This is a genomic window from Paenibacillus sp. Y5S-9 (assembly GCF_036894235.1).
In the GTDB taxonomy this organism is placed as follows: Bacteria; Bacillota; Bacilli; order Paenibacillales; family Paenibacillaceae; genus Paenibacillus.
Map to the genome: position 1 here is coordinate 4,301,068 of NZ_CP145887.1, position 19,202 is coordinate 4,320,269.

Annotated in this window: 17 protein-coding genes; all 17 read right to left on the bottom strand. The window is 46.6% G+C overall.

Annotated elements, in window-relative coordinates:
* Positions 1 to 34: 34 nt before the first annotated feature.
* Positions 35 to 739, bottom strand: a complete 705-nt coding sequence (locus V6669_RS18850; RefSeq protein ID WP_338587553.1) for a DnaD domain-containing protein — start codon at positions 737 to 739, stop codon at positions 35 to 37.
* A 20-nt stretch (positions 740 to 759) separates the two neighbouring features.
* On the bottom strand, positions 760 to 2,055 hold the full coding sequence (gene asnS, locus V6669_RS18855; RefSeq protein ID WP_017687752.1) for an asparagine--tRNA ligase: 1,296 nt from the start codon (positions 2,053 to 2,055) through the stop codon (positions 760 to 762).
* A 101-nt stretch (positions 2,056 to 2,156) separates the two neighbouring features.
* Positions 2,157 to 3,362, bottom strand: a complete 1,206-nt coding sequence (locus V6669_RS18860; protein WP_036671987.1) for an acetate kinase — start codon at positions 3,360 to 3,362, stop codon at positions 2,157 to 2,159.
* Entirely contained in the window at positions 3,359 to 4,231 is an 873-nt protein-coding gene (locus V6669_RS18865; protein WP_062835158.1) for a 3-hydroxyacyl-CoA dehydrogenase NAD-binding domain-containing protein, read from the bottom strand. Before V6669_RS18865 ends, V6669_RS18860 begins: the two co-directional genes overlap by 4 nt.
* Before the next feature lie 133 nt (positions 4,232 to 4,364).
* Positions 4,365 to 5,867: an AAA family ATPase gene (locus V6669_RS18870; protein WP_338587555.1), complete on the bottom strand. Its 1,503-nt coding sequence runs from the start codon at positions 5,865 to 5,867 to the stop codon at positions 4,365 to 4,367.
* The gene (locus V6669_RS18875) at positions 5,860 to 6,387 is read right to left on the bottom strand and encodes a hypothetical protein (RefSeq protein ID WP_017687748.1); all 528 of its coding nucleotides are present in this window, start codon (positions 6,385 to 6,387) and stop codon (positions 5,860 to 5,862) included. Before V6669_RS18875 ends, V6669_RS18870 begins: the two co-directional genes overlap by 8 nt.
* Positions 6,388 to 6,696: 309 nt before the next feature.
* Entirely contained in the window at positions 6,697 to 7,227 is a 531-nt protein-coding gene (locus V6669_RS18880) for a DUF5590 domain-containing protein (protein ID WP_338587556.1), read from the bottom strand.
* A 39-nt stretch (positions 7,228 to 7,266) separates the two neighbouring features.
* Positions 7,267 to 8,574, bottom strand: a complete 1,308-nt coding sequence (locus V6669_RS18885; protein ID WP_036671995.1) for an amidohydrolase — start codon at positions 8,572 to 8,574, stop codon at positions 7,267 to 7,269.
* Positions 8,561 to 9,214 (bottom strand): redox-sensing transcriptional repressor Rex, encoded by a 654-nt coding sequence (locus tag V6669_RS18890; protein ID WP_062835163.1) that lies wholly within the window; start codon positions 9,212 to 9,214, stop codon positions 8,561 to 8,563. The genes V6669_RS18885 and V6669_RS18890 overlap by 14 nt, the downstream gene beginning before the upstream one ends.
* Before the next feature lie 224 nt (positions 9,215 to 9,438).
* Positions 9,439 to 12,294, bottom strand: coding sequence for an ATP-dependent DNA helicase DinG (gene dinG, locus V6669_RS18895; RefSeq protein WP_338587558.1), 2,856 nt, complete (start codon positions 12,292 to 12,294; stop codon positions 9,439 to 9,441).
* Between the two features lie 142 nt (positions 12,295 to 12,436).
* The gene (locus V6669_RS18900) at positions 12,437 to 13,084 is read right to left on the bottom strand and encodes a tetratricopeptide repeat protein (protein ID WP_338587560.1); all 648 of its coding nucleotides are present in this window, start codon (positions 13,082 to 13,084) and stop codon (positions 12,437 to 12,439) included.
* A 93-nt stretch (positions 13,085 to 13,177) separates the two neighbouring features.
* The gene (gene panD, locus V6669_RS18905; protein ID WP_017687742.1) at positions 13,178 to 13,561 is read right to left on the bottom strand and encodes an aspartate 1-decarboxylase; all 384 of its coding nucleotides are present in this window, start codon (positions 13,559 to 13,561) and stop codon (positions 13,178 to 13,180) included.
* Positions 13,554 to 14,450, bottom strand: coding sequence for a pantoate--beta-alanine ligase (gene panC / locus V6669_RS18910; RefSeq protein WP_338587561.1), 897 nt, complete (start codon positions 14,448 to 14,450; stop codon positions 13,554 to 13,556). Before panC ends, panD begins: the two co-directional genes overlap by 8 nt.
* Entirely contained in the window at positions 14,447 to 15,325 is an 879-nt protein-coding gene (gene panB / locus V6669_RS18915; protein ID WP_036672039.1) for a 3-methyl-2-oxobutanoate hydroxymethyltransferase, read from the bottom strand. Before panB ends, panC begins: the two co-directional genes overlap by 4 nt.
* A 344-nt stretch (positions 15,326 to 15,669) precedes the next feature.
* Complete coding sequence (locus V6669_RS18920; protein ID WP_338587562.1) at positions 15,670 to 16,647, bottom strand: biotin--[acetyl-CoA-carboxylase] ligase; 978 nt, start codon at positions 16,645 to 16,647, stop codon at positions 15,670 to 15,672.
* A complete protein-coding gene (locus V6669_RS18925; RefSeq protein WP_338587564.1) occupies positions 16,634 to 17,932 on the bottom strand; it encodes a CCA tRNA nucleotidyltransferase in 1,299 nt (432 codons plus the stop codon). The genes V6669_RS18920 and V6669_RS18925 overlap by 14 nt, the downstream gene beginning before the upstream one ends.
* Before the next feature lie 63 nt (positions 17,933 to 17,995).
* Entirely contained in the window at positions 17,996 to 19,156 is a 1,161-nt protein-coding gene (gene bshA, locus V6669_RS18930; protein WP_315936022.1) for an N-acetyl-alpha-D-glucosaminyl L-malate synthase BshA, read from the bottom strand.
* Positions 19,157 to 19,202: the final 46 nt, after the last annotated feature.

Sequence of the window (19,202 nt, forward strand, 5' to 3'; positions counted from 1 at the left end):
TCTGGCCTGTTTCTTGTCCCTGCCTACGCTGGAATTAACGTCCACCATTACGAAACCGCTGCGTGTACGCCTTCGCGTCTTGAACGGTCTTGACACGATTGCGACTCCACTCAAGCAGTATTCGATCGATATACCGGAAATGTACTTTGCCTGCAAAAACCGCTTCCTTCAGAGCCATTAGAATCAATTCCTCTTGATAACGGTCCTGATCCAACCAGCTGGATATTGTCTCGCACTCCATTGGAGAGAGCGGACGTCCAAATTCTTTTTCAAAGATGGAGAACATATTCCGTTCTTCCTCTTCTTTTTGAACACTGTTCGAATCTTGACGTGCTGTATTGATACTCTGCTGCTCCGCACGGAATGCGGCTACTTCTTCAGCAGTGCACGCTGCAAGCTTGGCATATAATCCATGTAAGTCATATCGCTCGTACTGGATGTCCCGTTCTTCGTCACGGTGCTCGTCAATAGCAATATACCCATCCCTCATCAGACGTTGCAACATTCTGGCAATGCCTTCAGGTGCAAGTCCCATGCGCGCCGCAAGCTCTTCAAGCGTAGGAAACTCATTGAACTCTGCCTGACGGAACCCTAGCAGTTGAATCAGAAGAAGCACTTCTGCATCTGATAGACCAAGCTGGTGATAAAAACGTAACAAGGCATACGGCAGATGGGCTGTACCCGATGTCATGCCATAAGCTGCTCCATCCAACCAAGCTTTGGATGTGGTGTCTTCCATAGATGCTCCTCGGTTAAGCATTAAGGGTACAGACGATAGAGCATACGTGGGAATGCGATTGTTTCACGTACATGATCCAATCCACAGATCCATGCTACCGTCCGCTCCAATCCCAGACCGAAACCGGAGTGAGGAACCGATCCGTATTTACGCAAATCCAGATACCATTGGTAAGCTTCATCCGAGAGATTGTGCTCCTCAAAACGTTGTTGCATCAATTCCGGATCATCGATACGCTGCGAACCGCCAATAATCTCTCCGTATCCTTCTGGTGCAATCATATCAGCACAGAGAACAACTTCTGGACGATTCGGATCTGGTTTCATGTAGAATGCTTTGATTCCAGCAGGGTAATGCGTGATAAAGACCGGTGTATTGTACTTCTCAGCAATTGCTGTTTCGTGCGGTGCACCAAAGTCTTCTCCCCAAGGAATATCAAAGCCTTGACCATGCAGGAATTCAATTGCTTCATCATACGTAATACGCGGGAATGGAGCTACAATGCCTTCGAGTTTGGATACGTCACGACCGATAGATTCCAGTTCTGCACGGCAGTTTTTCACCACGGATTGAACGACATGAGCGATAAATTTCTCTTGTACGCGCAGACTTTCCTCATGATCTACAAATGCCATTTCCGGCTCAATCATCCAGAACTCAATCAAGTGGCGACGTGTTTTGGACTTCTCAGCGCGGAATGTTGGACCGAAGGAATATACCTTGCCCAGCGCCATGGCTGCAGCTTCCATATACAATTGACCACTTTGTGTCAGATAAGCATCTTCATCAAAGTATTTGATGTGGAACAGGTTCGTTGTTCCTTCCGCAGACGATGGTGTCAAAATCGGAGGATCAACTTGTGTGAATCCGTTACCATCAAAGAACTGCTGAACAGCGCGAATAATCTCTGCTCGAATCACCATAACCGCACGTTGCTTCGTTGAACGAAGCCACAGGTGACGATGGTCCATCAAGAAATCAACACCATGCTCTTTAGGCGTAATTGGATAGTTTTCAGTCAGGTGAATGATCTCAACCCCTGTAACAGTCATCTCGTAACCAGACGCACTGCGAGGTTCTTCACGAATAATACCTGTAACATACAAAGAGCTTTCTTGTGTCAGGCTCTTGGCATTGTTCCAGATCTCTTCACTAACTTCACTTTTTACAACAACCCCTTGGATATATCCGGTTCCATCACGCAGCTGCAAAAACTGAATTTTACCGCTGGAACGTTTGTTGTTAATCCAGGCACCGATTGTTACGGTTTCGCCCACATGCTCGTTCACATTACGAATTACACAATTCGTATTCATGCCCATATCTCCCCTTGGTTCCTGAATTTGAAAATGCAGCGGGCAGGCTTATGCCTGTCCTCTGCACTTCCTTGTCATTCTATATTTACTTTACAGTTAGATTACTGAGAATTCAATACGATTCGGTGTGTATCACGTGCAATTACCAATTCTTCGTTAGTTGGCACAACGAGAACTTCCACTTTGGAATTCGCTGTTGTGATCCGGCGTGGTTCGCCGGAACGAATGGCATTCAACGCTTCATCCAGTTCAACACCCAGATAAGTGAGCTGCTCACATACTTTTTGGCGAAGTACAACGGAGTTCTCACCTACACCAGCCGTAAAGACGATCACGTCTACACCGTTCATTGCAGCTGCATATGAGCCGATGTATTTACGCAGACGGTATTCGTACATTTCAAAAGCAAGCGTGGAGTTGGCATCGCCATTCTCCATACCTTCCGTAATCTCACGCATGTCACTGCTGATTCCCGAGATCGCAAGCAATCCACTGTGTTTGTTCAACATGGAGTTCACTTCGCTTACGCTCAGTTCTTCCTTGTTCATTACATAAGGTACGATGGCTGGGTCGAGGTCACCAGAACGCGTTCCCATCATCAGTCCCTCAAGCGGAGTCATACCCATCGAAGTATCCACGGATACGCCACCTTTAACTGCTGTTACACTACCACCGTTACCCACGTGACAAGTGATGATTTTCAGATCTTCCACTGGACGATCCAGATATTCAGCAGCTGCCTTGCTTACGAAATCATGGGAAGTACCATGTGCCCCGTAGCGACGTACTTTATATTTTTTGTAAAGTACACGCGGAATGGCATACAGGTAAGCTTTTTCAGGCATCGTCTGATGGAACGCTGTATCAAAGACCATTACCTGAGGCACACCTGGCATATTTAATTCAGCCGCACGAATACCCATCATTGCTGCAGGGTTATGAAGTGGAGCCAAGTCGAACAAACGACGAATTTCAGCTTTGGCTGCATCATCTACCAGTGCAGATTCTTTAAATGCTTCACCACCGTGAACAACACGGTGTCCAACAGCTTGAATTTCACTTACAGAATCCAGTACACCATTTTCTTTGTGAGTCAAAATATCAATGACTTTACGGATTGCTGTTGTGTGTTCCAGAATTTCACTAACTTCTGTAACATCCTCACGGCCTGTTGGTTTGTGCGTCAGAATGGAGGAATCCATTCCGATCCGCTCTACCAGACCTTTAGCCAGGACAGATTCGTCAGTCATATTATACAGTTGATATTTGAGCGAGGAACTCCCCGCATTAATTACGAGTACTTTCACAGTCGGTCACCATCCTTGTCGTACTTGAAGAATCCTTCGCCTGTTTTGACACCCAGGTGTCCTGCACGCACCATTTTCTTCAGGACTGTAGAAGGACGATATTTCAATTCTCCGAATTCACGGAACATTCTTTCGAGTGCAGCTTCAACAGAATCCAATCCGAAACGGTCAGCCATTTCGAGTGGTCCATGTTGGAAGTTGTATCCGATACGCATTGCATCATCGATATCTTCAGCAGATGCAACACCTTCTTGCAATACATGCAACGCTTCGTTAATCAGCAGACAGATCAAGCGGGAAGTTACGAATCCAGGTGATTCATAGATCATGACTCCTTTTTTGTCCGCTACTTCTTCAACAAAACGTCTGGTCTCTTCGAAAGTTGTATCCGAAGTTTTCAGTCCACGAATAATCTCTACAAGATCAACCCGGGATACCGGGTGAATAAAGTGCATACCAATAACACGCTCTGGGTATTTGGTCGAGCTTGCAAGCTCGGTCAAACTCAGCGTGGATGTATTACTTGCCAGAATGACATTGCTTGGACAAACTTGGTCCAGTTGGCTGAATACTGCTTTTTTCGCATCCAGATCTTCTGAAATCGTCTCAATGACCATGTCGCAAGTTCCAAGTTCAGCTAAATGAGCTACCTTGGTAATACGGGAAAGAATCAATTTCTTCTCCGCTTTTGTAATCGCCCATTTCTCCAGTTGTTTATCCAGATTGGTTTCGATCATGTCATATGCATGATCCAGCTTTTGTGTTGTGTGCTCCACGAGAAGCACATCAAGTCCTTTGGCTGCGAGCATCTGGGAAATACCTTGCCCCATCGTACCGCCGCCGACAACTCCTATTTTTTTGAAAAACATGGTTCTGCTCCATCCTTTCGGTTCTCTATTTCTCTATTGTACCCTGTTCGCCGAAAATTACAAATTTCGACCCAACATATAATAATATCTTAGCACGAGTGAAATGTAAAAAAAAATAACCAGCATAAATAAATTATGCTGGTAGAAGGGCACTGTCACGAAATTGACAACGAAATTGCTCTCCGGACAAAACTTCCTCACGAATTAAGATGTCGAGTGAATTGTCGAAAATTGTCCGTTGTTCTTCAAGCAACCGCTTTGTCTGTTCCATCAGTTCTTGCAGAATTAATTTATTCTCACGCATCAGTTCCTCGGTTGTGACCATATCCATGTTCACAATCCCAAGTGAGGTCAACCCCGAAGCCATCATGGTCTGTACAACATTGGTTGCCTGATCGAAGTCATTGCGTGAACCTGTGGAACGACCACCGTAGTACATTTCCTCCGCAGCTGCTCCTCCGAGTGCAATCATGATCTGCTCTTCCAGAAAGCGCTTCGTATAGAGGAACTGTTCCTGTTGAGGGTTATGACGCACATATCCCAGCGCCTGACCACGCGGACTGAGTGCCACCTGGCTTACACTGCCTGGACGAACGAGTTCTGCCATAATGGCATGTCCCAATTCATGAATGGCGACCCTTTTCTTCTCTTCCACACTGGACTCACGGTCTGTCTTCTCACCCATCATGACTTTATCAATAGCCAGGGACAAGTGCCGCTGTTCGATGTTCAACAGCCCGTCCCGCATGGCGTATATTGCTGCTTCGTTCATCACACTTTCGAGCTGTGCACCGGAGAAACCATACGATTCTTCAGCTGTTTTCTCCAGATTAACTTCCTTCATCAGAGGTTTATTCACCGCATGCAGTTCCAGAATATGCTTTCTGCCCTTTTTATCAGGCAAGTCCACTTGAATGTGGCGGTCAAAACGTCCCGGGCGCGTCAGAGCGCTATCGAGCATCTCTTTGCGGTTTGTTGCAGCGATAACAAGGATTCTCGGCGTATCGGAAGAATAGATTCCATCCATTTCCGTCAAGAGCTGATTGAGGGTCTGATCATATTCACGCTGTTGACCGCCCTCACGTTTCCCCCCGATGACATCGATTTCATCGATAAATATAATAGCGTTTTCCTTATTTTCCTTGGTGGCACGAGTTCTCGCGTCCTTGAACAAATCCCGAATTCTGCTGGCACCCACACCAACATACATTTCCACGAACTCACTGCCAGATGCTGCTACAAAAACAGAATCGGTGTAATGGGCAGCAGCCTTGGCCATCAACGTTTTTCCTGTCCCTGGAGGGCCCGTCAGCAAGATCCCTTTTAACGGGCGAATCCCGAACTTCCGAATTTCTTCATGTTTGATGAGAAAGTCAAGTGCTTCACGCAATTCCTGCTTGGCACTGTCCTGTCCGCCAATTTCTTCAAAAGTGAGCTTGGAAGGTCCTTTTTTCTTCCGTTTACGTTCCTGTGCAGCGCCTACTGTAATCCCGCCACGCATTTGCATCATGAACAGCAAAGCTCCGACAAGCACCGCTGCAATAAGAATCGGAACAATATTAACACCAGTAAAAGCAAGAAAAATAATCAATACGGGAAAAAATCCGATGGCAACTTCTTTTGTCCACTTAGGCATTAGGCCACACTCCTATCTGACCGGGCACACGCGGCAGAATAATAAACTTGCTGGCATCTCCGTCTCTGAGACTGACATATACATTGTTGTCATCCATCGCTGTATTAACCTTAATTCCATTGGTCGCCATCTTTGACAACGTTGGTGTAATCTCGGTGTATTGCTTGTTCTCCATCGCCTGAGCTACGGTAAACATCGCATCACCCCACCAACTTTCCAGTGCTTCACTGGAATGATCCACAACGTCCAATTTTAGTGATCGTGTTCCAATCAGGGTCTGTCCTTCTTTGTGAATATATTGTACCAGTCTGCCCAAATCAACATCAGGTTGCAGATCCAGTTTCAATTGTACGTCATTGCGGTTAATAGTTAATTGAACGTCATTAACTCCATCGTACTGGGTAACCATCTTTTCAATCGGATTCTGCACAGCCACCTGACGATATACAAACCAACCTCCAAACAACACAACGGCTGAAATGACGGCAGTTAAAGCAATAGGCAATACTTTTAGTTTCAAGTGAATTACCCCTCCCAGATTTTGGCCCAACCTACTGGCTTATTGGTATATAAGAATATGTGCACATTGACTCCTGCGATAATTTCGACAGGTTTATTTGTTTTGAATGTAACTTTGAGTACATATCTGAGTATATCACATCGTATATACAATTTCGAAGGCGAAAATATGAATAAATTATTAATTTTAACTATTTAAATTATTTAAATTATTTAAGTTTACGGGCAACACAAAGAACCGGTTCAGTCGGATATCCGTCTGCCGGTTCTTTTGTTTCATTCATTCTCTAGCTATGTCACTCTATTTGTTCTAGCTGTTCGGGAGTGTGTAGACCAGGTCCACCTGTTCTCCGTTGCTAAAACGATAAAAACGATAGTGGTTATGCGTACCGTCTTTATAATACACTTGCCACACATATATTCCATTCACAACTCCAGGCATGATTCGCTTAATCTCGCCGGCAGGAACTTCAGAACTGAAGCGATTGCGGATCTGCGCTTCGGACATGCCATTCTGCAGCAGCTCACTGTGTACAGCGTTTGCACCCTTAGCCGGTTGATTGTTTGCATCGAATTTAACCCAGACCATAACATCCTGGTTATCCTTGTTTTTGCCGATCAGGGTCCAGTAGATGTTATCAGAGCCTTCTTTGTCTCCCCAGATGTACTTACGCAATTCATCATAGGATGTAATGCCCAGTTGCTCCTGTGCTGCCTGTATGGCGAGCGCTTCTTCCTTGCGCTGGTCCTGCGTGACATGGACGTAATAACGCTGAAGTCCAAACAGAATCAGAACCAGTGCAAGCAGCGAAATCCATATCCACTTCTTTTTTTTCTTCAAAAGTCGAACTTCCTTTCCCTATGATGCTCTATCCTGCAATTAACGAGCAAGCAGACCATCAAATGCCAATTGAGACTCACGCAAAATACGCTCTTCATCCAGCGTCAGACATTCGCCATGTTTCACCACTTGTTTCCCATCCACCCATACGTGCTCTACATCTTTGGCAGAAGCCGAGTAGATCGTATGTGAGATCAGGTCTGTATGTGGATAGAAATGTGCTTGTTCAATGTCCAAGGCGATAAAATCAGCCTTCATGCCGACCTGAAGCGCTCCAGTATTGTTCAAGAAGATGGATTTGGCGCCATATGAAGTTCCGAGTAGTAATGCTTCACCCGCTGGCACTGCCGTCGGGTCACCAGACACGCCTTTATGAATCAACGCAGCCAGTCTCATTTCCTCGAACATATCCAGGTTGTTGTTACTTGCTGGTCCGTCAGTTCCGAGTGACACGGTAACTCCTGCTTTCAGCAACGCAGGTACACGCGCAACACCGGAAGCGAGTTTCAGGTTACTTCCCGGGTTATGGGATACAGCCACATCATGACGAGCCAGAATCTCAATCTCTTCGTCATTCAGATGCACCGCATGTGCAACCAGGGATGGACGGGAGAAAAAGCCCAGTTTCTCCAGATGTGCTACAGGACGCAGTCCATAATCAGCCACGTTCTGCTCGACTTCACGAAGCGTTTCCGACATATGTGTATGAAGAGGAAGGTTTAGGTCGTTCGCGACCTGTACAAGCTTCTCTATGTAGTCAGGAGGGCATGTATATGGTGCGTGTGGCGAGATTACGGTTGTAATTCGACCATCTGCCTGTCCATTCCACTCACGTGCAAACGCTGCCGACTCCTCCAGCTTCCGCAGTTGCTCTTCTTCCGAGCATAGCCCAATCACACCACGTGCCAGTGCTGCTCTAACGCCGGATTGCTCCACAACTTTGGCAACTTGATCCATGTGATCGTACATGTCCAGGAAAGCTGTAGTTCCGCCTTTCAACATTTCAAGCACCGATAGTGAAGTTCCCCAATATACGTCTTCTGAAGTCATTTTCGCTTCCATCGGCCACATTTTTTCCTGCAACCATACTTGCAACGCAAGATCGTCTCCGTGCCCTCTGAGCAACGACATCGCTGCATGACCATGCGTATTGATCAGACCCGGCAGGAAGAACAGTCCTTTTCCATCCACTTTGGTACAATTTTTGTCTTCATCCGGCAATGTCTCACCAATATGCACAATCTTGTCATTCTCAACAACCATGTATCCGTGGACCACGTTCCATGTTGTGCCGCCTTCATTAACGGCAAATTTGCCGTTGTGAATTACCCATCTATTTGTTGTCATCTTCCTCGTCGTCCTTTCCAGTCTCCAAGTAATAGGCCAAACTAAGCAGATCCGTTGTAAAGTCAGCATGGTGAATGCGGATATGCGGCGGTGTTTTTAGAATTGTTGGTGCAAAATTAAGGATCGCTTCAATTCCCGATTCAATAAGCTGATCGGCTACATTTTGAGCTTCCGTATCTGGAACTGTAATAATACCGATGCGGATGTTATCCGTTTTAACCGCTTCCGTCAATTCATTCATTGGTTTTACCGTCAAACTGTTGATTTGACTACCAATCTTCGGTCCATATGCATCAAATACAGCAACAATCTTCATGTTGTCTTTCAGATATGCGTTGTAGTTGGACAAGGCCTGTCCGAGGTTACCCGCACCTACCAGAGCTACATTAATTTGCTGATCGATTTTGAGAATGTGACGAATTTTCTCGATCAAATAGGATACATCATACCCGATCCCTTTACGACCAAAATCACCGAAGTAAGCCAGGTCTTTACGAATTTGGGCCGGATTCAGATCCAGCCTTTGTCCAAGCTCTTGAGAAGAAACAGTAGCCACCTCACGCTGGTGCAACTCGCTCAAATAGCGCAAGTATACAGGCAGACGTCGTACCACCGCTTCCGAAATTTTATCCGATTTCATTCTTGCTCCCCCTTACCAAGGCCACGATAAAATAATAGATGAAAAGATGAGCATTCTGTATAAACTCAATGATAGACGTGACATTTTATACAGAATGCTCCTTGTAATTTAGGTTATAAGTTCTTACGTGCAACTGCTTTAATCGGATACGGAAATATCTAATAAAGTTTAACGCCAAACGATAGTGTCATGCAATGATTTAACGAACAAAACAACCATTATTCTTATTCATTAGCAGGTTTTTCCAACCACTCGGTGATTCGTGGAACCATCTGCTCCGTGAGCATATGCTCCATTTTGGGACCTGGTAATGAATATAAAAAGAATTTACCATAGTACGCTTCAATCACACGTGTATCATAAACAATGACAATTCCTCTGTCCTTTGCTGTACGCACCAATCGGCCAAATCCCTGCTTGAAACGAATGACCGCTTGTGGCACTGACAGTTTCATGAACGGATTTTTCTTCTGTTCCTGAAGCAACTCACTCTTGGCTTCCACCAACGGATGATTCGGCGGCTGGAAAGGCAGTCGCACTATAGCGAGACAGGTTAGAGCCTCTCCCGGGATATCTACCCCCTCCCAGAAGCTGCTTGTGCCCAGAAGTACTGTTGCTTTGGCATCTTGGAACCTGCGAGTCAATTTGGAACGACTTCCACTATCAACGCCTTGACCAAGCAACGAGATGTCGTTGCCAGACAGCGCCTCCTTCAGCGGATCATAGACCTGTCGCAACATCTTGTATGAAGTAAACAGAACCATCATGCGTCCACGCGTAGCAATTGCCGTCTCTGCGAGTGATTGCACCAGCATATTAACAAAGTGCGCATCACCCACACTACCCTTCACACTTGGGAAATCACGCGGAATCACCAGAAGTGCCTGATCGCGATAGTTGAAAGGTGATGGCAGCATCGACGTTAACAACCGATTATTCTCAGAGGCTTCCTGTAAGCCGAGCTGCTCAATCATGAACTGGAATGACTTATCCACAGAGAGCGTAGCCGAAGTAAGCACAACACTTTTCTTTTTATCAAAAAACAAATCCTTTAGTTGTGCACTGACATCTACAGGTACGGCATACAGCTGGAGTGATTTACTGCGGAACTGGCCGCTGGCTTCCATCCAGTACACCGTTTTGGCGTCATCCATTCGCATGAAGAAACGTAGATTCTCCTTCAATGTGGTCAGATCTTTCAGTAATCCTGTAATGTCCGTAATCAGACTATCCGATTGATAATCATCCTGATCCTCTTTCACTTCAAGCAGCAATTTGTCCCCTTTGCGAACCAAATCGCCCAGAGTCACATAGATCTGGTTCTCCAGATCCTGCAACTCCTGCCATTTTGCAGGTTTCTGAGATGCTTTCAGACGCAGTGAAAATTGCCCCGTCTCGCCCGGTGAAGCATCACTTCGTTCAGGCAACAGACCAAACAAGGCATCGCTCATACGATCCCACAGTTCCTTGACCTCAAGAGCGAGCGGGAACATCTGGTCCACCATGGAGCCCCATTGCACCGAATTTTCATGCCCGGATAACTGCGAACGAAGCATAGGCAGCTGACCATTACGACTGTCTTTAAACAGGCGGGTCAGTGTATGAACCAAAGTGAAATATTTCATATGCATTCCAAGATGTTTACCAGCGACATCCTCCAGATGATGTGCCTCATCGATTACAAGACTCTCATAGGCTGGCAGCAGCTGATGCGCGGCTTTCACATCCGTAAATAATTTGGAGTGATTGGTGATTACGATATCAGACAACCCTGCCTCATGTTTGGCACGATGGTAGAAACATTTGCGGAACCATGGACAGGATCTTCCCAGACATGATTCGGATTCGCTCTGTACGGTCTCCCAGAAGTCCCCTCCGCGTCCGCTAAGGTTAAGTTCCTCATCATCTCCGGTTTCGGTCTGCGTAAGCCAGACGATCATCTGAGCAGCTGTGAAATAATCCTCTTTAGGTGTGGCGAATTCACGTTTATTGATTTTGTGTTCAAATTTGCGCAGGCACAGGTAATGTCCACGTCCTTTGAATACAGCAGCCTTAAACGGGAACGGAACCACTTGAGTCAGCATCGGAATGTCCCGCTCTCTCAATTGCTCCTGCAGATTGATCGTATGCGTGCTGACCATGACTTTCTGTTCTTGCTTCACACTTTCGTAAATAGCAGGCAACAGATACCCTAGAGATTTACCGGTACCCGTTCCAGCTTCGATCAAGAGATGTTTCTCTTCATCCAGGGCTTGCCTTACACTGCTGAACATCTGAGTCTGCGCTTCACGCTCTTCGTAATGATCCAGTGTATCCTTCAGGTTCTCCCGAACCTGGTCCATAAACTGTTCGAAGCTTACACCATCAAGGGGGTTAGCCTCCCGCTCATCGCGTGGTGCACCAATGTCGGTCCAATCACTTACATTAAGAGCAAGCTGACGATAATAGGTATGTCCGTCCAGATCCTGAATCGGCTCTGCTTCCTTCTCACTGCGCATCCCGTCCAAAAACCAGCCCAAGTCACTGTCTTCTGGTGCAAACAGGTCACTGAGGCGCTGAATCGTTATGAGCGGTAATTCCTTTAACTCATCCAGACACTTGAGCAGCACATAGGCTGTCGCCAGTGCATCACTGTCTGCCTGGTGAGGGCGATCATGTTGAAATCCAAATTCGGAAGACACATAACCGAGTTGATAAGAACCCAGTGATGGGAATGTAATCTTCAGAAAATCAATCGTGTCCAGAATACGGCCAGTGAACGGCAAATAACCGCAACGGTCAAGAGCATTCTGCAAAAAGTGAAAATCAAAAGCGACGTTGTGTCCAACTAGCACCACATCATTAAGCAGCGGAACCATCTCCATCATCATCTCTTCGAGTGAAGGAGCGTCCGCTACATCTTCATCGGTAATACCCGTCAACCCCGAAATAAACGGGGGAATCGGTACACCAGGGTTCACATAAGAACTATATATTTGAGTTATGCTGTAGTCATGATCTATGATGGCAAGTCCGGCCTGTATAATCTCACCGTCGGACTGCGTGCCGGTTGTTTCGAAATCCAATACGGCAAATTTCATTGCAATGTACGGTCCCTTCCATTCCAGTCTATGTTACAGCATAGCAAAAAAAAGGGGATTTGAAAATTAACTGACAAAAAAGCGGTGTCCCCGCCGCTATGCCAAAGGAGGGAACACCGTTTTTTTGTCGCCGAATTCCCGCTTAATGAAGGGTCGTCAGCTGATTAGCATATTGCAATTTTCCCCTGTTCAACCTGCAAGCTTCCATGTTGTACAGTGGTTCGGTCAATGTCGGGTCATACTGAAGGGCCTGTGCAAAGAGTGAACATGCAGCTTCGGGATTCGCAAGCTTGGCTTGAATACAGCCCAGGGCGTTACATACAAGCCCTTTTAAGCGAGGTGAACCCTTAAGGTACATGATCTGCTGCAAATGTGTCCCCGCTTCCGCCATTTGTTCCAGATTCAGATACGAGAGCGCCAGGTAAAAGCGAGTCAATGCACTCTCCGGATGGTCGGTCACAACCCGGGAGAACTGCATGATCGCCTGCGGATACATCTGTAGTTTGAAATAGCCCTGACCACGACTGAAACATTCCAGATGGAGTTCAGGCAGAGCGGTAACAGCTTCCTGTTCCGGTTCAAGGGAAGCAGGCTTATCCATCTCCCGCTCCCTCACCTGGCTCATCTTTTCTTCAAACATCAGCCATTCATCCAGCATTCCGTCACTCATCCGCTTAAGCAAATTCCACTTTTGCAGCAATTCTTGTTTGTTCAGGCCTTCAGCGGAAGGATAGCTCTTGATAATTTCATCTAACATGTCGTTCATTTCTGCGAAAACATGCTGGAACATCGATGCATCCCCACCCTTGAAAAAATGGATTAGTGCAGTGACCTGTACTCATTTTTTGCTTCAAGGGCCGATTTCATTCTCCTTACCAGTCGATTACATAATTGTCGCGTGGACTTCCTGCTTCATCGTTTGTACAGGTTTATTCTGTCCATCTACAAATACAACGGTTGGTTTGTGAGTATTTGCCTCTTCTTGGGACATCATGGCATAAGAAATGATAATGACGTTATCTCCAGGCTGCACCAGACGTGCAGCTGCGCCGTTAAGACATATGACCCCGCTCCCGCGCGGTCCTGGAATCACATAAGTTTCCAGACGTGCACCATTGTTGTTGTTCACAATTTGCACTTTCTCGTTTTCCATCAAGTCGGATGTTTCCATCAAGTCTTCATCTATGGTAATGCTACCCACATAGTTCAAGTTGGCTTCCGTTACCGTAGCCCGGTGGATTTTGGATTTCATCAGTGTTCTAAACATGGGACAATACCTCCGATTTTTGCAACCTTATATTGTCAATCAATCTTGTTTTTCCGAATTTCACCGCAAGTGCAATGAGCAGATCATCACGTCCTTGAACTTCTTCCTGATCTGCGAGCGGCTCCAGACTTGGAAAAGCCTGAATCTCGGCGTAGTCGATAACGGCAAGCGGTGAGCTTGCAATCTGCTCGCGCAGAATACGACGGATATCTGCAGCGTTTATAGCTGCACCTGTATCTGCGGCTTCCTGAGCTGCACGCAGTGCCTTCGACAGAACCAATGCCTGTGTACGCTGTTCTGCGCTAAGATAGACATTTCGTGAACTGAGGGCAAGCCCATCCTCTTCGCGAACAATCGGACAGGGTACAATTTCTACAGGCATATTCAAATCATTCACCATCTGTTGAATGACCGCAACCTGCTGAGCGTCTTTCATTCCAAAAAATGCACGCTGTGGCTGTACGATGTTAAACAGTTTGGAGACTACGGTCGTTACCCCGTCAAAATGCCCCGGACGGGAAGCGCCACATAGGCGCTCCGTCAGTTTTGAGACCGATACGGTCGTTTGTGTTGCCTGTGGATACATCTCTTCAACAGAGGGAATAAATACGATATCTACTCCTTGTGAGCGTGCTGTTTCCACATCTCTGGCTTCATCCCGCGGATAGCTGTCAAAATCTTCATTAGGGCCGAATTGAATCGGATTAACAAATATGCTTAATACCACGATATCGCTCTGTTTTCTTGCTGCCTGCATCAAGCTTGCATGACCTTGATGAAGATAACCCATTGTCGGTACCAGACCTACAACGGACGCACTGGACCGAATCGCTTGACGCTTCAAGCTTAGTTCCTGTCTTAACTCTGCGATTGTCCGTAATACTTTCATGAGTTACTCCCCACCTTTTCCTTGCGTTGTCCGCCGTACAGTTGATCCAGAACACCATCCGCAGCATTGAATACATGCTCTTCGGCCGGGAACGAACGATCTTTAACTTCTTTCACATAAGCTTCGATGCTCGTTCTGATTAATGTACCCACATCTCCATAGGTTTTGACAAATCGTTTGGGTGTATACGGAGAGGCGTATTGAACCACATCGTGGAATACCAGTACCTGACCATCACAGCCCCGTCCTGCTCCAATTCCGATGGTAGGGATGGACAGTTCCTCCGAGATCGCCCGTGCAACTTCTTCCGTAACCAGTTCAAGCACAATTCCAAACGCGCCTGCAGCTTCCAGGGCCTTGGCTTCGTCCATCAGACGTTTCGCGTCCGCTGCATCCTTGCCCTGAATGCGGTAACCACCAATCTGATTAACCGATTGAGGTGTAAGTCCGATATGTCCAAGAACAGGCACGCCTGCTTGCACGACTGCTCTAACGGTGTCCGCTATCTCGACTCCGCCTTCCATTTTAACGGCATGGGCATGCCCCTCTTGCATCAGTCGACGTACACCCTTAAGCGTCTCATCCACGCTGCCATGATAGGTCATAAAAGGCATATCAGCCACAATAAATGTCTTCTCAGCACCGCGCACTACGGAACGTGTGTGGTACACCATGTCGTCAATGGTCACCGGAAGCGTCGAGTTATAACCCAGTACTACATTGCCGAGTGAATCACCAACTAGGATCAGATCAATACCTGCTTCCTCTGCTAGGAGAGCTGTCGGATAATCGTAAGCCGTGATCATGGTAAGCGGCACGCCGTCCTGCTTGTATTTTTTCATTTTCACAATATTCAACGCTTGTTTGTTCGCCATTTTCTCTCATGGCTCCTTTCTTCTTTTCAAATAAACGCAACAAAAAAACCTTTTAGTTTTCCACTAAAAAGTCCCGAAAAGTCAAAAAAGAGTCACTTGCGATCGTCCCTTCTGTCTCGGTCCTCTTCGGCTCAGAGCAGAATCCAACAACTCACTTAAACGTATTTCATTCTTGCACTGCGGTCTGCTTATATAAAACACATCAAAGCAGAACAAAGGTTACTGTTACGGGAGTGCAATTCGGTCTGCATTAGCCGATACCGCCTCACGAACACAGTATACCAAAGTTCTGCTCAAACTTCACGTCTTATGTTCATTTTACCAGTGAAAATTCGACAAATTGTTTACGATTTCCAGGAAATCTCACCAGAGATGATTAGTGAATGTTCTCCATCGTGCTTATCCACGATAAGTGCCCCGGAAGGGTCAAGACCGATTGCCTTCCCTTCAATGACACCATGAGGATTAGTCACTGTAATCTCTCGATTCATCGATACGGACAGGGCCTCCCATAGAGCTGAGATCACGCCGAACCCTTCTTTTTGATACAAAAAATACAATTGTTCAAGCTCCGTCAAAATGGCAGCCGTTAGTTTGGTACGATCAACGGATTGTCCCGTCTCCATCTTGAGCGAAGTAGCGATTGTGGTCAGATCTTCCGGATAATCCTCGGGATCAAAGTTCACGTCAACACCTATACCTGCAATGCAGTATCTGACTTCATGATCTTCCACCGTAGATTCAAGCAATATGCCACATACCTTACGTCCGTCAATCAACACATCATTTGGCCATTTGATGCCTGCATCAGCTCCTGAACAAGCTCGAACGGCACGACATACAGCCACTCCTGTTAATAAAGTTAGCTGCGGCGTATGCTGAAGTGGTAGATCAGGGCGTAACAGGACACTCATCCAGATTCCTTTACCCGGAGGAGAGAACCACTGTCGACCGAAACGTCCTCTTCCTCCTGTTTGTTCTTCCGCAATGACCACAGCACCTTCTGCCTGCCCTTTCTCAGCTAGCTTGAGAACATCCCCTTGCGTAGACAGGGTCGAAGTCAACAAAACAGCCTTACGGCCAAATAAGGTTGTATCAAGTGCCAATTGGAGGGCAGTAGCGTCAATGCTATCCGGCTTCGTTACCAGACGGTATCCTTTGCGGGATACCGCTTCAAACTCATATCCCATGTCTCGCAACTTGTTCACATGTTTCCACACAGCGGTCCGACTGATGGACAGATTACGACTAATCTCTTCACCCGATACAAATCGTCCTTCTGCATTTAATAACATATGTAGCAAATCTTCATGCTTGGTCATCTTGAACCACCCGCTTCACTTCTGCACTTAGTGCTGCATGCTGATTCTCTATCGTTCCAATCGCTGTTTCTCGTAACAAATGTTTCATCAGTTGACCCAGCCAAGGCCCGCCTTTGCGCTGCACCATTTGCAACACTTGTTCCCCTGTGATGTCCAGCTCTTTCAAGTCATGCACAGGAATCGATTTACTCCATTCGGCTGCAAGCTCTTGAACCAAAACAACCTGCATTGCTGCCTGTTCGGACTGATTCCGCCATCCTGCTGGCAGTACAGACTGTATTTGAAGCCAATCATCCGCCGCCTGAACACCACAAGCCAGAACAGTAACGATCCAATCGGAACGGAGACTGACCGTATCCTTCTGCTCCTGAACGGAAGTATGAATCAACTGCTCCACCTGAAGGACACCTGTTATACGAGAACGATGTTCATTAGAGAATGTCCACTGACGTAATAATACGTCTCCTTCGTCCTTGCTATAACCGCCAGCAATCAGAAGGAGTGACCAGCGGAGCAACACATGCTGACCTGACAACTGTTCCAGATTGGATAACAACGTCTTGTTAAAACGCGCCGAACTAACCGGCGCTTTGATGTGCGCAAGCGCATCACTTCTGTATAACAGTTCCAATCCTCTTAATGGATGGGGTCCCGACATCATTTTTACCATCTCGGTGCGTACTCGTTCCATTGCTATATGTTGAAGCAGGTCTTTCTGCCTTACAAGACCCTTCCACGTGTTATGGGCAATTTTGAAATCAAATACGGAAGCAAACCGGACACAGCGGAGCATCCGCAGTGCATCTTCACCAAATCGTTCCATCGCAGAACCCACACATCTGACTCGCTCTTCCTTGATATCTGCCTGTCCACCAAACGGGTCAACGATTGTCCCAGTGACGTCCATAGCAAGAGCGTTCATCGTGAAGTCACGCCGTTGTAAGTCTTCCTTGATATCCTGAACAAATTGAACCGTAGCTGGTCTGCGGTTATCCTGATATTCGGATTCTGTTCGAAATGTGGTCACTTCAAAGTAATAACCGCCTGAACGAACGGTAACCGTACCGTGTTGCAAACCTGTAGGAATACAATCGTCAAACAGTTCCATGACTTGCTGAGGAGAAGCAGATGTCGTGATATCCATGTCGTCTACTACTCGTTCCAGCAATTCGTCACGAACGCAACCACCTACCCAATATGCCTTGTAGCCATGTTTGTTTAATGTTGTGAGTACATTCTCGCTTTGAATTGCCATTTCACGATCTACCTGTGTCCATTGAACCACCACATATCACCTCTTCTCTTGCCTGTTGTGGTATGCACAGTATAATTTCGTCAAACCCATTGATTAACCGCAAACCGGCTTCAAGTTCGGAACTTCTCTTCCCAGCACCCGGTAATAAATCTGTTCATATTCATGCCGAATGGCATCATTGCAAAAGTCGTGATGTGCGCGTTGAAGGCATGCTTCCCTGAACTCCGCAGCCAAACGATCATCTGTTAACAAACGGATTGTGTTCTCGGCCATGGATTGTGTATCCCCGATCGCGGATAAGAATCCCGTCTTACCGTGTAAGACCAGTTCCGGAATTCCTCCAGCCTGTGAACCGATCGTGGGTACGCCACAAGCCATTGCTTCGAGCGCCACAAGTCCGAAACTTTCCTTCTCCGATGGAAGCATCAACACGTCAGCCATGGAAATGACTTGAGCAATGTCATCCTGTTTGCCAAGGAAATGAACTTTATCATTCAAGCCGAGATCATTAATCTTCCATTGCATCTTCGGCAAATCAGGCCCTTCACCTACAAATAACAGTTTGGCTGGAACCTGCTCCTGTACTTGACGGAAGACCTCTACCACATCCTGAGTTCTCTTCACCGGTCGGAAGTTGGAAATGTGCATTAATATTTTTTCGTCGGGCGCAGCAAAGTCTCTTCGCAAACTTGCAGCATCCCGCGGATAATATATTCGTTTGTCAATAAAGTTATAGGTTAGATCGATTGGACGCTGAATATCCAGCAATTCGACCGTTTCCCGAATCAAATCTTTGGATACTGCAGTGACCGCGTCACTTTCATTAATAGCTAGACGGATCAGATCCTTCAGAGATTCATCCTGAGCCAGAACCGTAATATCCGTTCCATGTAACGTGGTGACCACTTTCAGGCCATCCCCTACCATTTGTTTGGCAAGAAAGGCACATACTGCGTGTGGAACGGCATAGTGAACATGCAGCAGATCGAGCTGCTGTGACTTAGCCACCTGAGCCATCTTTGTTGCCAGTGACAGGTCATACGGAGGGTAACGGAACACATAATAATCATTTACTTCAACTTCATGATAAAAAATATTCTTCTGGAACGTACCCAGTCTGAACGGGATACTGTTGGCAATAAAATGAACCTGATGCCCCTGTTCGGCAAGTAATTTGCCCAGTTCCGTTGCGACAACGCCAGACCCGCCGAGGGACGGATAACAGGTGATGCCGATTTTTAGCTTTTTATCCATCCTGTGGACGCTCCTTTGATCTCCCGCTTAAGCAGGTTGATATAAT

What these genes read in the sequence shown, in the direction of transcription:
- V6669_RS18850 (WP_338587553.1), bottom strand. Translation starts at nt 739, where the DNA reads ATGGAAGACACCACATCCAAAGCTTGGTTGGATGGAGCAGCTTATGGC.
- asnS (WP_017687752.1), bottom strand. Translation starts at nt 2,055, where the DNA reads ATGAATACGAATTGTGTAATTCGTAATGTGAACGAGCATGTGGGCGAA.
- V6669_RS18865 (WP_062835158.1), bottom strand. Translation starts at nt 4,231, where the DNA reads ATGTTTTTCAAAAAAATAGGAGTTGTCGGCGGCGGTACGATGGGGCAA.
- V6669_RS18870 (WP_338587555.1), bottom strand. Translation starts at nt 5,867, where the DNA reads ATGCCTAAGTGGACAAAAGAAGTTGCCATCGGATTTTTTCCCGTATTG.
- V6669_RS18885 (WP_036671995.1), bottom strand. Translation starts at nt 8,574, where the DNA reads ATGACAACAAATAGATGGGTAATTCACAACGGCAAATTTGCCGTTAAT.
- V6669_RS18890 (WP_062835163.1), bottom strand. Translation starts at nt 9,214, where the DNA reads ATGAAATCGGATAAAATTTCGGAAGCGGTGGTACGACGTCTGCCTGTA.
- dinG (WP_338587558.1), bottom strand. Translation starts at nt 12,294, where the DNA reads ATGAAATTTGCCGTATTGGATTTCGAAACAACCGGCACGCAGTCCGAC.
- V6669_RS18900 (WP_338587560.1), bottom strand. Translation starts at nt 13,084, where the DNA reads ATGTTCCAGCATGTTTTCGCAGAAATGAACGACATGTTAGATGAAATT.
- panD (WP_017687742.1), bottom strand. Translation starts at nt 13,561, where the DNA reads ATGTTTAGAACACTGATGAAATCCAAAATCCACCGGGCTACGGTAACG.
- panC (WP_338587561.1), bottom strand. Translation starts at nt 14,450, where the DNA reads ATGAAAGTATTACGGACAATCGCAGAGTTAAGACAGGAACTAAGCTTG.
- panB (WP_036672039.1), bottom strand. Translation starts at nt 15,325, where the DNA reads ATGGCGAACAAACAAGCGTTGAATATTGTGAAAATGAAAAAATACAAG.
- V6669_RS18920 (WP_338587562.1), bottom strand. Translation starts at nt 16,647, where the DNA reads ATGACCAAGCATGAAGATTTGCTACATATGTTATTAAATGCAGAAGGA.
- bshA (WP_315936022.1), bottom strand. Translation starts at nt 19,156, where the DNA reads ATGGATAAAAAGCTAAAAATCGGCATCACCTGTTATCCGTCCCTCGGC.